A 13,406-nucleotide genomic window follows, 5' to 3' on the forward strand; every position below is an offset into this window, starting at 1 on the left:
AGGCCATCATCTCCTTACTTGACATCATTCTCATCAAAAACATCTCCACATTCCGGACAGAACTTCGGTGGATTTGAAGGATCTTCTGGTGTCCAACCACATTTATCACAAGCATAAAGTAAAGCACCTGCTGGTTTTTTCATCCCACATTCACTACAGAATTTCCCTTTATTGACCGCTCCACACGTACATGTCCAACCCTCATCAGCTGGTTTTGCTGCACCACATTCTGAACAGAACTTCCCTGTATTTTCATGACCGCATGCACATGTCCATGCACTAGGTGCTTTCGCTGTCTGTTCTTGCATAGCAGCTTGAGCCATTTGGGCTTGCTTATTTTGTTCATTCATTTGATAGAGTTGACTAGCATTAACGCCACCAGCCTGTGTAGCCATGTTCATGCCCATAAATCCTGCCATAGCTCCCCCATCATTGTTAGCAGCCGCAATCATCGCATCTGCCTGTGCCCCTGTTAAATGAGCAGCCGTCATTCCTGGATCTCGCATTACAGCATTACGCTGAAGTTGTTTAATCATAGCTTCATCTTCTTCAGAAGCTTTCAGTGTACTAATCCCAAATGACACAACAGCTAAGCCACGTGTGGCAAGCCATTTTTCAGATAACACTTTATTGAGTGCCTCTGCTAACGCAACAGTATGAGCCGGTATTTCACTATAACGAACACCACTTGCAGAGATTTGCGCAAAGGCTGGCTGTAATGCCGTCATTAATTCTGATTTTAACTGGCTATCAATCGTATCTCGTGTAAATTCACGTTCCACATTACCACAAACATTTGTATAGAATAATAATGGATCAATAATTTTATACGAATATTCCCCATGACAGCGAATTGCGATGTCAATATCTAAGCCAATATTGCGATCAATCACACGGAAGGGAATCGGTGCAGGGGTTCCATATTTATTTCCAACAATTTCTTTCTTATTAAAATAATAAACTCGCTGATCTTTCGCAGGCTCTCCTCCAAATGTGAAACGCTTACCTATCTGCTTGAACGTTTCCATTATTCCCTGTGATAAGTCTGTGCCATACATAATCGAAGGTTCTGTTGATGTGTCATAGACATATTCCCCTGCTTCTGAAGAAAATTCTACAACTTTCCCCTGCTCTACAATCATCATACACTGCCCTTCATTGATAGCAATAATCGAACCATTGCTTATAATATTGTCATTCCCTTTATTTGATCCACGTTTCGAATTACGCTTCATTCCTTTTGTTACAAGGATATCTGCGGATAATGCCTCACAATAAAAATATTCACGCCATTGATCCTCTAAAACACCTGTTAATGCGCCAACCCCAGCTTTTAATAAACCCATATAATTCCCACCTTCAACTTGATATTTAACTTATTTTATCATCTACAAACACTATGTAATACGCATTATCGGACAAATTGTTTCATTTATCGTATGAAAGAGTAAAAAAACGAGAAGCTCCTATGATATGAATCATAAAGAACTATCCCGTTTCATTACGTCTTTTAAGCCAATGCTGCTACCGCAACAAGCACCCAAGCTACGATAAATAACATCCCACCAATAGGTGTAATCGCACCAAGTTTTTTCACACCTGTCACTGCTAGCACATATAAGCTACCAGAGAAGAAAATAATCCCTGTAAACATAAGATATCCAGCCCAAGAAAGCAGGCTAGTACTTCCTAAAAGAGACTCATTAGATAGAATCCCTAGCCCAATAATCCCTAAAGCATGGTACATATGATATTGCACAGCCGTTTCCCAAATGGCAGCATAATGAGGTGATGCAAATTTATCCTTCAGTGCATGTGCACCAAAAGCACCTAAAACAACACCTAGACACGCTAAAATCGCGCCTAACGCTAAAAACATTTCCATTCGTTGCTCTCCTATTTTGCCTCAACAGCAATTTCTTTATATTTGGCATCCCAAGCAGGATCAATTTTACTTAATGATACCGGACGCAATGTATCCTTATGCGCTAGAATATGTACGGATTGAGCAGTGGCTGCTACCGTGCCATCCTCATGTAAAATTTCATAGCCATAGGTTGTACGTAAACGGTCATGCTTTTCCACCCAAGTGCGCACAGTTGCCACCTGTCCATAATGCATCGCTGCCTTATACGAAATAGATAAATCCATTACTGGTGATACATAGCCATCTTTTTCTAAAGCGGCATACTCAAAGCCCGCATCACTTACAAGCTGTGTGCGTCCAATCTCCATCCAAATGATGTAGTTTGCATGGTACACCACACCCATTTGGTCGGTCTCTGCATACCGTATTTCAATCTGTTTCTCACTCACAAACATTTTCTTCACCTCGTCCTACATTATAGCGTAAAAGTGTTGATTTGGTGGGGTTTTTGCTCTAAGGAAATTGGAACGTAGAAAAATAGAGGGATGCTATTCTTGATATTTAAAATAAATATTAATTTTTCTAATATGAATTTTAAATCCATATAAACTCATATAAACACTTTTAAGTGGGGTACTATCTGGGGTACCGTGGGGTACCACTTTATGAATAATTAAATAAACGTGCACGAGCAGTTACAAAACAACCCTAAAAAACACCAGGTACTCATTCGAGCACCTGGTTTTAGTTTATAGCTTCTGGAACTTTATCGAAATCGAAACCTTTAAACGATACAATCTTAAAGAACCTGATGTATTTTCTCTAAATACTGTACTTTGCAGCACAGTCTAGGTTCCAACCACATCATATCTTGTTCTACTTTGGTAACGATTTGTTTAGCTATTTCTCTGAATGCAGTTTTTTCCTCTGGCTTGAATCCAAATTCTACATTTGCGAGTGGCTTATACTTACCGTTATTTAATCGTTTGCCCACCAACATCGTAAAAGGATTCTCTTTGTACCCAAAAATCACAACATCCGCAATTTTGAAATGTTTATATTTTAACCATTCATGTGAACGGTGATTTGTTTTGTATGTGGAATTACTTCGCTTTCCAACGATACCTTCCATACCTCTATCCTTTGTTAATTGAAAGATACTGCTACCGTTGCCCACAATTGATGGTGTGACAAGTAAACTATTTGATGGTTCAATCATTGATGAAAGGATTTCTTTGCGTTCCACTAACAGTTTATTTGTAAGAGTCTTATCAGTTGCCAGTACATCAAAAGTAATGAAAGTTCCCGAATGCGATAAAGTAGCCTGTTCGATCTTGTTTGTGTTTGTTAGTCGACCCCGAAAGCGAAGTCATCAAACACAGATACACCATTTCTTAACACTACTCCCTCACAATCAATGATTGCTTTATGTGACTGAATTTGAAGTTCAGGAAACTTAGCTGTCACATTGTTACCATGTCGAGTAAAAGCTTCAAGCCTATCTCCTTCTTTATGCAAAAGGATGCGCCAACCATCCCATTTTATATCGTAAATCCATTCCGGATTGTCATTAATTTCATCATTATTACCCATATGAAGTAACATTGGTTTAATTGGAGTAAATAACATTACCTATTCCCTCTCATATACCATTATCTCACGGTAAACAAGACAAAAATACATGTAAATCAAGGTACTGGTGGTAATCATTTAGATTGGTTCACTGGGAGATAATTATCTTTATCTAAAATTTTCACGATGGCCTCTATATTACTACTCTTCCTTGACTTTTTAATTTAAATGGTGTTTATTCAACAAACGGGCCATATTATTGAATAACATTCTTTTATGAAAGATTACCAAACACGCTTTGGGGCCTTTTTTATTCAACTAACGTCGCAGAATAGTTGTAGAAGGATTTATTTATTATTGGTAGAACTTATATATATTGGGTAAATTAGTAAAGGTGGTTTTTGATTTGAAAAAGATATTAATTGGGACTTTATTTATGAGTTTCTCGTTATTGTTAGCATCTTGTAATAATGATAAAAGTGGTACCGTCTTTAAAGGAGAGGGAGATAAATGGAGTGGAGAATTAATTACTTCATATGATTTTTGGGGAAATGAGAGGCAAAGTATAAGGGTTCAGTATAAGGGAGAAAAACTAGATGAACTCCAAGAAAATAATTTCTTTGTAGAAAGTCCCGATTTTTTAGGTTGGGGCATAGGTAACATAAGGTTAGATGATAAGGGGAATTATTTTAGTGGAGATGCCGTTGAACAAGAAACTAAAACACCTTCTTCTTCTAAAATAAACCTTATAATTGAAGGTGCTGAGTCTGAAATTATTACATTAAGTTCAAACTCTTAATAATAATGCAGCAGCTATCATAATCAATAGTAAAACAAGGATTTATTATGCATACAAAATAAATTTAATAAACGTTCCCAAACGTAAGATTTGGAAACACATTAAAAGGCCGCGAATGTTGTGAAATTAACGTTTCTTGGCTTTTTCTATAAGCATTTATATAGCTTTTTATGCAAAGGTTTATAAAGATAGCCCCAGTAAAACTTTTTGTAGAAAACGTTGTGTGTTCTGAATAAAAACCTGTATATAGAGACGTTGTAAAATTGTTCTCAATCCTCAACTTCAATTACTGGGATTTTAGATGAAATGATCTTCCACAATCGGGTGCAGTACCTTCTTTTATAAGAAATGTGTCTTATTCAGTTTAAGAGCTATATTGCTGAATAACTAATTGTAGAAATAATGGATATTTGAGATGATTATTATAAGTTTTAAAGGATAGTAAAAGGAACAGAGTTTTCAAAACTAAGGAGAGTGCTAACGAGATATGGAATTATATTCACATAAACCAGAAGCGTACGAATGCCCATTTTGTCGGGTAGTATCAGGTAAAGAAAAACCAAATAAGGGAACTAAACAAAGAGACATTATTTATCAGAATAAATATGTAACAGCGTTTATCGCAAGCAAGTGGTGGCCTAATAACATGGGGCATGTTATCGTTGTTCCTAACGAACACTTCGAGAATATATATGAGCTTCCAGCAGAAGTAGCTGCTGAAATTCATCGTGCTGCTCAATTGACAGCGTTTGCCATGAAAAATACATATGGTTGTGATGGAGTTTCTACTCGACAACATAATGAACCTGCTGGAAATCAAGATGTGTGGCATTATCATCTCCATGTCTATCCAAGGTATGAAAACGATAACCTATACCTAACCAAAGGTTATTACACTGAACCAGATGAACGCCCTTTCTATGCAGATAAGTTGCGTTCATGGATAAGTGAAAACTATTGCAATATCAACAATAGGTGAAATTTTTTTATACCGAAATCGGGCGCAATTCTGCAGCAAGAATTGTGCTTTTCCATGAAAAGGGCCATTTACTTGAATGGGTAATGTTGTAATTGAACTGGATATACTAAACCTAAATATAATTTAAGGTGATGGAAGTGAATAAAAGTAAACCTTTTCATTTGGTTCTATTTAGTATATTAATTTATGGTTTGTATTATGGAACAGTAAATGCAAAATCGAACAATACTCCTCCTTCCTTTGAGGAAAAGAATACTGAAGGCAAACAACTCACTCCTTTAGAAAGCCAGTTAATGTCTTTTATGACTGGTTTGATGGTAACCGAACCAAAAGAAGCTGTTGAATTGTGGATATCAGGTGTAAATAATCGAAGTGGTGCTGTTCAATATGCGATGTTGTCCCCTGCGCTTCGAAAGCAATCAAGAGTAAATTCGAGCAAACTCACTGGATAACAGGTCAGTCAAACCCTTCGGTTAGTAACTTTCGTTTTACTAAAGTAGAAAAGCTCAGCGAATCAAAAATACAGTACATCGTTAAATACGATTTATGGGCATCATATGGAGACTTTGGTGGTGGGGAGAAGATTATACTCGTGGAGAAGAATTTAGAACCATTTAAAGAGTATTGGTTTATTTCATCAATAACAACGAAATATAATCAATGGGAAGCATTTACCCCAGCCGAGACAGTTTTAAAATAGGACAATGAGGATAAAAAAACTATTTTGTAGAGTATTTCTTCCACAATCGGGCGCGATTGTTGAATATAACTTAAATGTTAAAAGAATTTGTTGTTATTTTTGTGTAAACCCCGTCCTCACTTAGACGGGGTTAAGCTTTATTGAAAGTTTTGTTTTGTATTATGACTTATCTCCTTTAAAATAGTTAAAAATTAGATTTTCAACTTGGGTTTTTAGAGCTTGTTTTGCGTATCGAAGTACTACATCTTCTCCAGGATTTTTCACCACAACATCGCTAAAATATTGGTCAATGTGAATCCACTTGACTACCTCTATTTTTTGTTTCGCTAACATGCGCTTTTTGTTGTAATAATCAGGCCTTATAACTTTTAATAGGTCATCAACTATTTGAATATAGACCTTAGCCATTTTCAGATTCCCTAGTGTATCGTAGTCATTCTGTAAAGACTTTACTGCCATATCCAATAGGATAAATTCATGTACATTTCTACGTTCATCAGGCTTAATCATCTGTATCTACCAATGATGCTTTTTGTATCTGATCAAAATTAATACGCTTTATTGATAAATCAGCATCTAAAAGTAGTTCTTTCCTACACAAATCTGTTCCTGTTATTTTTCCTATTTCATCATGTAGCTTGTTATGGTCCCACAGTGTTAATTTGATTAGTTTTCGCATCTTAAAAGCACGCTGGATAGTTTGCTCAATCTCTTCAAGCTCCCATTCAGTCAACTCACGCTTTTTATCAAAATACTGTTCCTTTTTCCACTTCTTAATCTCCACCAAATGCTCTGGTAGCATCATTGATGTCCATTTCATATTCCCACGATCATGTAGCATCACAAATCACTCTCCACTAATATTCAGTATCAAAAATACTTAAAATATCTAAGAAATGTACTTTATGAATGTTGTAGTACTTATCTTTAATATGGATTAGTTTTGTGTTTACATCCATTTTTGTGACTGTACCTTCTAGAGTTTCATCATGTTTATAGATACTAAAGACTTTGGTTTGTTTTTCTTCCATAGCTTCAGTTAACGCATTTGCGATTTCCTCTAAGTCGAATTCATCACGATCTGGGTGCTTAGGTTCCTTTTTCTTTGTAGGTGTTTTTGTTTTTGCCATTTTAACCTCTCCTTACAGAACATTCGTTTGTATACACCATAGAACATATGTTTGTATTTTGACAAGTATCAATTTGTGGAATGAATATTAAACCAAAATAAAATGAGTCCTGGGTTTACTTAGTTAATAAAATAACTAATCACATTGGTCTATTTTTCATAAAAATTTTTACTGACATGTTTTGGGTAATTTGGTATAGTCATATTTAGCCACACAAATAATATATAAAAGGGGAAATTATCACATGAAGAAAATAAGTTTTTCAACCAGTCTATTATTTTTTTGGGTGAAAGGAGCCGTAGAAGTTGATAACAGATTTGTAAAAACCAATTTATCAAACACAATTCTAGGATTTATTCCAGCAGGTAAAGATGAACAAAGTATACCTCTGAAGAATATTTCTGGATCAATGTTATCTTCAAAATATAATCTTAAAGCAATAATTATTGGATTATTTCTAGCTTTACTTGGACTTTCATCTATAGGCGAAAGTTTTTTCGGTGGTTTAATTTGGCTAATTATTGGTGTCGGAATTGCTGGTAGTGGCATTCAAACGATATTAAACATAGAGAAATCAGGAACACCATATTACATAAGTGTGCCATTTTTTGAAAAAGCAAAAATAAAGGAATTAAACCAATATATACACGCAGCTTTAGCTGAAGATACTGACAAAACAGATTTAAATTTATTCTTTGATAAAAAAGCTCAATAAGTAAAACAAAAAAAGCCCAGGCTCAAAATTAATTGAGCACCTGGGCCTTATTGTAATTTATGTATACATACATTTAATAAGACTCTTAAAAAAGGAAAATAGTTGTAATAATAAAATTTGAGGAGGGATTTAAGTGAAAAAAATAGCAATAGTCATTGCACTTGCTTTAGTAGTAGCTGTAGGAACATTTTATATATATACCAATATTATAGACTCAAGATATGAAAAAGAAGAATTCTTATATGGTTTTCCAGTACCAAAAGATGTGGAGATAATATCTAAAAGCAAAGTCGGTACATTAAGTTCATATATAATAACATGGGATAGTGTTTCTGGTAGAAAAATACCAATCGATTATAAACTTATTATAAGGAAGAATGGGTGGAAAATTGAAAAGGAAGGAGATGGAGAAATAGATGGAATTGCATACCATGCAGTTAAATATAAAAAAGATGGTGTTTTTATTGCAATGTATATCAGGGATCCAGATTCCTTATCTTTTACAGGCGGATCAGATAATTGAAAATAATGAAGAAGAATAAAAATAAATATAGACCAAGACGGCATTTATGATATGCTCCCTATTAGGTAGACAGATGAAAAAATAAAATCTGTTTATCTAAGGGGAGTATTTTTTATGGGGCGAAGCAAACATTCACTCGAGTTGAAACTATATATCCTTCAATTGTTCGAAGAAGGTCACTATTCTATCAATGAATTGTGTGAAAGGTTTTCAATAGATCATCAAACTTTTCATAGATGGAAAATGAAATTTGAGGCAGGTGGACGTGAAGGATTACAAGAAGCTACTTCATGTAAGTTCTATTCAAAAGAGTTAAAATTAGCGGCTGTGGAGGACTACATTCAACGAAATTATTCACAGATGGAGGTGTTGGCGAAATACGAGATTAGCAGTACCTCCGTTTTAAAAAGCTGGGTAAAAAAGTATACTAGTCATAGTGAAATAAAAGATTCAGGTAAAGGAATGAGTCAAGCTATGACCGAAGGAAGAAAGACAACTTTTGAAGAACGTATTGAGATTGTCGAGTACTGTTTGAAGCACCAGAAAAATTATCAGTTGGCAGCGCATACCTATGGTGTTTCGTATCAACAGGTATATCAATGGACGAAGAAATTTGAAACGAATGGTGAAGAGGGATTACGTGATCGTCGTGGTCGCACAAAAGATGAAGTCGAATTAACCGTTGAGGAGAAATTGAAATTAGAGATTCAACGTATTGAACGTGAAAATGAACGTTTACGTGCAGAAAATTTATTTTTAAAAAAGTTAGAGGAAATCGAAAGGAGGCATCGTTAAGCCAAATACGTCTACAGCAACGCTATTTAGCGATTCAAGATTTACATCGAGAGGAAGAACTTTCGATTCTTTTACTATGTGAAATAGCTGATGTTTCGCGTGCAGCTTACTATAAGTGGTTAAGTCGCAAGCCTTCTAACAGAGAAGTTGAAAATGAAGCCATTTTAAAGGACATTCATCTCCTTTACCAACAAGTAGATGGTATTTACGGCTATCGTCGTACAACGTTGACAATCAATCGTCAGCGAAAAGAAAATAATCAAACGATGGTTAACGAAAAGCGTATTTATCGTTTAATGCAGATTAGTGGATTGAAGTCTGTTATTCGTAGAAAGCGCAAGCCTTATCGTAAATCCCCAGCACATCATGTGGCGGAGAACGTATTAAATAGAGCATTTACATCGAAAAAGCCCAATGAAAAATGGTGTACAGATGTCACAGAGTTTAAGTATGGAAACGGGAAAAAAGCTTATTTAAGTGCAATTATCGATTTATATGATGGTTCAATTGTGAGTTATGTGTTAGGTCATTCGAATAATAATTCCCTTGTTTTCAAAACAATCAAATCAGCTATTCAATCATTACAATCAGGCGAACAGCCATTAATACATAGTGATCGAGGTTTTCAATATACATCGAAGGAATTTAAGCGAATTGTGGATACAGCCAATATGACACAGAGTATGTCCCGTGTTGGTCGATGTATTGATAACGGACCAATTGAATCATTTTGGGGCACATTGAAGTGTGAGAAGTATTATTTACATAAGTACGATTCATATGAAGAGTTAAAACTAGCGATTGATGAGTATATTCATTTTTATAATTACTATCGTTATCAGAAACGATTAAACGGCTTGAGTCCGTTAGAATTCAGGACTCAAGCCGCTTAATACATTTTTTATTATTTCCACTGTCTACTTGACGGGGTGCAGTTCATTTAAGCTATCTTGGTCATTACATTTTAATTACTACGCTGTGCAATGATGATTTTTAGTCCTTCAAAATCGCCATTTGTCATTGTGCCATTTTCGAATTTCTCAAGCCATGATTTATCAATCACCTTTTTATCGACTGTTTGTTGAATGTAATCCCGTACTGCAGCTTTTGCGGTTGTACTAGTGAATTTCATTGTGTCATCATCCTTTTCTGTTGGTTTTCCTATTTCCATCGGCTTCATTGCTTCTTCAATTCGTTTCAAGAAACTATCCCATCGATTTTCTGCTAAAATACGATGTGGACAATATTTACCGTTCCAATCCTGATGCTTCTTAACTCGCTCAATGCCCCAACCAAATTGCTTTAATAGCTTAGAAATGTATTGAACTGCGTTTTCCTCTGCCACTCCATAGCGAACACCACCACTTTTGCTGTAGCAAATCTCTACTCCAATAGAAATACGATTGCCCTTTTTTTGTGCATTAGGGTCGGTGCTACCTCCACCATCACCACAATGCCAAGCATTACGGTTAAAAGGAATTGCTTGAATAACCTCTTTATCATCCACAGCAACATGGTAAGACACCTGATTATTGTTATTAATCATGTATTCAATTTCCTTTGCTGCAGTAGCATCATTGGCTGTGTTGTGCACTGTAATAAATTGAGGCACCATGGTGTATGGCGCCTTGATTGAATATTTGCTTGCTAGTAAGAAGGTTTGTTTAAAAGTGTAAGCCATTACTGCTCACCTTCTTTTTTTGCTGCCTTTAACAAATCAAATGTACCTGACGCAGTTAATCCTGCAATAAACCCAGCCATTAACATGACATACATTGGATATTCAGCTAACGGCCATAAAACCAAACCAATAAAAATACCAATCACTACCGATGTGATTGGCATGTATTGTGTATTAAGATTAAATGTCTTTTTTAGTATTTCTGAAACTGCTAAGACAATTGCTACCATCATCATCGCAATCATAAAAATGTTTGTTAAATCCATTATTCATCATCCTTCTCTTTGTTTTTATAAGTATGTTTTTCCATGCGGTCCATACTGCCTTCTAAAGATGTTAAACTACGACTAATTCCCTGCATTGCAGTTGCTTGCTTACCTTGTGCTGCTGTTAAAGCTTCTAAATTTTCCGTTAGTTTTTGTTCTCGTTTTGCTGAATTCCAAAAAACATACACTACTAAGCAAATACACAAAATCGACCACACAACCTGCGAGTTTGCTATATGACTTGCTGTTGTTACTGCGGATACTATATCCATTCAATCACCAATCCTTTGCCCTATTTAAAATAAAAAGCCATGAGAAGCATCGAGAATCAGTACAGTGTACCTTTGCCCATCTCGATTAGTCTCATAGCCTAATAAAAGTCTCAAATATTTTTAGTTATCCTTTTTTAAATTAATAAATACAAAAAGGCTACTTTTTCCTTTGAAACTGTATACCTTTTTCTTGAACCATTTATATTTAATAATTTGTAAAGTATCTTTGATTATGGTTTTGTCTTTCTCAATATTATTTACCCAATATGTGTATTTCATTTTCTCACCAAATGCAGTTAAATACTCAATCACAATACTTTTTAAAATAATTTCTTTATCCAGCATGCTTTCTTTTACAGTAGGTATTAATATCAATTCATCTTTTCGTATAAGATTAACACATAAATTCATGTCCCATTCTTCACTAAAGTCTGTTGTCGATATTTTTACATCGATATTACAATTTAACATATGACCTGGCCCCAAATTTGCTAATTTCACATATATAATTTTTGATGTTTTATCTACATCATCAGAATTAAATAAATCAGCATAGTCTCCACAGTAATACATTTTAGTTCCTGAATCTATATTTATTTTACTTAAATCAAAAGGGAAATAAGCTTCAGTGATGCTTGGGTAACATCTATTTGATAACTTTCTTTGATTTCTAGTATTTAATAAAGTAAATATTATACCTCCTATAAAAGTAATAATAGGAATCAATATTCTAAGAGTTTCATCACTTATCATTAAACATCACCTTTCATCTACATTAGATTTCGACAAAAGGAAAGGATTCCCTCTTAATTTAGACAAAAAATAACGCTAAGCCTTCGCTTGCGTTTCTGTTTGTGTAGCTGCTACTGGCAGCACACTATTTATAGTGTGTTTGTTAATGATTGCTCCACCGATATTCACGAAGTTAATCTTCTGATCATTTAATGTGGCTGTAAAAGCAGTTGCATCAAACTCCGCATTTGTTAAATTAATAGCTTGTCCATTGTTTAGTTGTACTTGATAATCCATAATATCATTCTCCTTTTATGTTAGTGCTACAGAATCTTTTGTTGAACCGTCAACTTGCACATATAATCTTCCGTTTGAATAAGAGATTCCTATACCCGACGAATTAGCTCTTGCTACTCCTCGAACAGTTGCATATGAAAAATCTACAGTCCCATTAAAATCTGTTATCCCACCACCTGTTCCGATTGTTATATCTGCAGAACTCAAATTAATTTCTTGAGCATTTAATTCTAAGCCATAACCAGAACTGTTGATACGGTTTGAGTTATTAAATACTAGTGACTTAAAACCACCACTTTTACCTAAATACAAATTGTTCCCTACTGTAGCATCAGTACTAATATCAATTGTTGCACCTTCTATCCTTCCAGCATAGATCGTCCCTAAGTTACCACTAATATCGGAAAGAACCCTTACAGCACCAACCAAATTAATTTTAGAAGCCTGAATCGTAATCGTTGTTGACGTTTGATTTATCAATGAGGCTATTGTATTACCGTTGTAATCAGTATTACTTACCTTTTGAGTAATCTGGTATGCCTGTTGCGTAATGCTACTTTCAGCTGTTCCAAGTCTGGAATCGACATTTGATACTCGAGTTGTTATTTGTCCAACCTCAATAGATAAAGATGATACCTGCGTTTGAGTACTGTCAGCTTTACGTTCTACCCTGGAAACCTCTGCCGTTATACTGTCAGCTCTGATATTGAGTTTGGCCACCTCACTAGTAATACGATTGTTCACACTCAAATTAATGTTGTCAGCTTTAATATCAATTGCTGCAATGCTTTTATCGATACGTTCCACTTCTAATCGAATGTTCGAGTCAGTTTGAGTTATGGCCGAACGGTACTCTTTAATTGATTCGTTTAAGATTTCCTGTGTTTCGGTCAATTCGTCAGATAAAGTTTGAGGTAGGGCATTACCTATCACAACAGCTACTGTTTTAAATTCATCTGTTTCTTCATCGATAACTTGAGTGACCTCTAAAATACGAGTCTGCATTTCATAATCCCATGGCTCGTAAATTAGCCAGATACGCTCCCCAAGCTGTTTATCTAACAACTCGATTGAATCC

20 protein-coding genes are annotated in these 13,406 nt (G+C 35.2%); 6 read left to right on the plus strand and 14 right to left on the minus strand.

What is annotated here, in order from left to right; translation table 11 throughout:
* Window positions 1–14: 14 nt before the first annotated feature.
* The 5 genes from OU989_RS11970 to OU989_RS11990 all read right to left on the minus strand — a co-directional run bounded on the left by OU989_RS11970 (window position 15) and on the right by OU989_RS11990 (window position 3,496).
* On the minus strand, window positions 15–1,346 hold the full coding sequence (locus tag OU989_RS11970; RefSeq protein ID WP_274793272.1) for an SPFH domain-containing protein: 1,332 nt from the start codon (window positions 1,344–1,346) through the stop codon (window positions 15–17).
* Between the two features lie 164 nt (window positions 1,347–1,510).
* Window positions 1,511–1,885, minus strand: a complete 375-nt coding sequence (locus OU989_RS11975) for a DUF423 domain-containing protein (protein ID WP_274793273.1) — start codon at window positions 1,883–1,885, stop codon at window positions 1,511–1,513.
* An 11-nt stretch (window positions 1,886–1,896) separates the two neighbouring features.
* Window positions 1,897–2,322 (minus strand): acyl-CoA thioesterase, encoded by a 426-nt coding sequence (locus tag OU989_RS11980; RefSeq protein WP_004225136.1) that lies wholly within the window; start codon window positions 2,320–2,322, stop codon window positions 1,897–1,899.
* 344 nt (window positions 2,323–2,666) lie between these two features.
* Window positions 2,667–3,200: an ATP-dependent DNA ligase gene (locus tag OU989_RS11985; RefSeq protein ID WP_312506722.1), complete on the minus strand. Its 534-nt coding sequence runs from the start codon at window positions 3,198–3,200 to the stop codon at window positions 2,667–2,669.
* 14 nt (window positions 3,201–3,214) lie between these two features.
* Window positions 3,215–3,496: an ATP-dependent DNA ligase gene (locus tag OU989_RS11990; RefSeq protein WP_274793274.1), complete on the minus strand. Its 282-nt coding sequence runs from the start codon at window positions 3,494–3,496 to the stop codon at window positions 3,215–3,217.
* 349 nt (window positions 3,497–3,845) lie between these two features.
* On the opposite strand from OU989_RS11990, the gene OU989_RS11995 reads away from it, so the two are divergent.
* From OU989_RS11995 to OU989_RS12005, 3 genes are all read left to right on the plus strand, one after another.
* Window positions 3,846–4,238, plus strand: a complete 393-nt coding sequence (locus OU989_RS11995; protein WP_274793275.1) for a hypothetical protein — start codon at window positions 3,846–3,848, stop codon at window positions 4,236–4,238.
* A 487-nt stretch (window positions 4,239–4,725) separates the two neighbouring features.
* On the plus strand, window positions 4,726–5,217 hold the full coding sequence (locus OU989_RS12000) for an HIT family protein (protein WP_274793276.1): 492 nt from the start codon (window positions 4,726–4,728) through the stop codon (window positions 5,215–5,217).
* 137 nt (window positions 5,218–5,354) lie between these two features.
* Window positions 5,355–5,669 carry a hypothetical protein gene (locus tag OU989_RS12005; protein WP_274793277.1) on the plus strand — a complete coding sequence of 105 codons (315 nt, stop codon included), beginning with the start codon at window positions 5,355–5,357 and terminating at the stop codon, window positions 5,667–5,669.
* A 407-nt stretch (window positions 5,670–6,076) separates the two neighbouring features.
* Here OU989_RS12005 and OU989_RS12010 read toward each other — a convergent pair whose 3' ends face one another.
* The 3 genes from OU989_RS12010 to OU989_RS12020 are packed head-to-tail and all read right to left on the minus strand — an operon-like array spanning window position 6,077 to window position 7,047.
* Complete coding sequence (locus tag OU989_RS12010) at window positions 6,077–6,427, minus strand: YhjD family protein (RefSeq protein WP_274793278.1); 351 nt, start codon at window positions 6,425–6,427, stop codon at window positions 6,077–6,079.
* Window positions 6,420–6,758, minus strand: coding sequence for a YolD-like family protein (locus OU989_RS12015; RefSeq protein WP_274797336.1), 339 nt, complete (start codon window positions 6,756–6,758; stop codon window positions 6,420–6,422). Before OU989_RS12015 ends, OU989_RS12010 begins: the two co-directional genes overlap by 8 nt.
* A gap of 16 nt (window positions 6,759–6,774) precedes the next feature.
* Window positions 6,775–7,047, minus strand: a complete 273-nt coding sequence (locus OU989_RS12020) for a YolD-like family protein (RefSeq protein ID WP_274793279.1) — start codon at window positions 7,045–7,047, stop codon at window positions 6,775–6,777.
* A 244-nt stretch (window positions 7,048–7,291) separates the two neighbouring features.
* Between OU989_RS12020 and OU989_RS12025 the strand changes: the two genes are divergently transcribed.
* From OU989_RS12025 to OU989_RS12035, 3 genes are all read left to right on the plus strand, one after another.
* Window positions 7,292–7,762 carry a hypothetical protein gene (locus tag OU989_RS12025; protein WP_274793280.1) on the plus strand — a complete coding sequence of 157 codons (471 nt, stop codon included), beginning with the start codon at window positions 7,292–7,294 and terminating at the stop codon, window positions 7,760–7,762.
* A 133-nt stretch (window positions 7,763–7,895) separates the two neighbouring features.
* Complete coding sequence (locus OU989_RS12030) at window positions 7,896–8,285, plus strand: hypothetical protein (protein WP_274793281.1); 390 nt, start codon at window positions 7,896–7,898, stop codon at window positions 8,283–8,285.
* Between the two features lie 114 nt (window positions 8,286–8,399).
* A protein-coding gene (locus OU989_RS12035; protein ID WP_274793282.1) for an IS3 family transposase occupies window positions 8,400–9,973 on the plus strand; the annotation gives its coding sequence in 2 pieces (ribosomal slippage) (window positions 8,400–9,042 and window positions 9,042–9,973; 1,575 coding nt in all).
* Window positions 9,974–10,044: 71 nt separating this feature from the next.
* On the opposite strand, the gene OU989_RS12040 is transcribed toward OU989_RS12035, so the two are convergent.
* The 6 genes from OU989_RS12040 to OU989_RS12065 all read right to left on the minus strand — a co-directional run bounded on the left by OU989_RS12040 (window position 10,045) and on the right by OU989_RS12065 (window position 13,393).
* The gene (locus OU989_RS12040; protein WP_396631748.1) at window positions 10,045–10,761 is read right to left on the minus strand and encodes a peptidoglycan recognition protein family protein; all 717 of its coding nucleotides are present in this window, start codon (window positions 10,759–10,761) and stop codon (window positions 10,045–10,047) included.
* Entirely contained in the window at window positions 10,761–11,027 is a 267-nt protein-coding gene (locus OU989_RS12045) for a holin (protein WP_274793283.1), read from the minus strand. The genes OU989_RS12040 and OU989_RS12045 overlap by 1 nt, the downstream gene beginning before the upstream one ends.
* Window positions 11,027–11,299, minus strand: a complete 273-nt coding sequence (locus tag OU989_RS12050; RefSeq protein WP_274793284.1) for a BhlA/UviB family holin-like peptide — start codon at window positions 11,297–11,299, stop codon at window positions 11,027–11,029. The genes OU989_RS12045 and OU989_RS12050 overlap by 1 nt, the downstream gene beginning before the upstream one ends.
* Window positions 11,300–11,419: 120 nt before the next feature.
* Window positions 11,420–12,052, minus strand: a complete 633-nt coding sequence (locus OU989_RS12055) for a hypothetical protein (protein WP_274793285.1) — start codon at window positions 12,050–12,052, stop codon at window positions 11,420–11,422.
* A gap of 75 nt (window positions 12,053–12,127) precedes the next feature.
* A complete protein-coding gene (locus tag OU989_RS12060; protein WP_274793286.1) occupies window positions 12,128–12,328 on the minus strand; it encodes a hypothetical protein in 201 nt (66 codons plus the stop codon).
* Window positions 12,329–12,343: 15 nt separating this feature from the next.
* Entirely contained in the window at window positions 12,344–13,393 is a 1,050-nt protein-coding gene (locus OU989_RS12065) for a hypothetical protein (RefSeq protein ID WP_274793287.1), read from the minus strand.
* Window positions 13,394–13,406: the final 13 nt, after the last annotated feature.

Source organism: Lysinibacillus irui (genome assembly GCF_028877475.1).
Classification (GTDB): Bacteria; Bacillota; Bacilli; order Bacillales_A; family Planococcaceae; genus Lysinibacillus; species Lysinibacillus irui.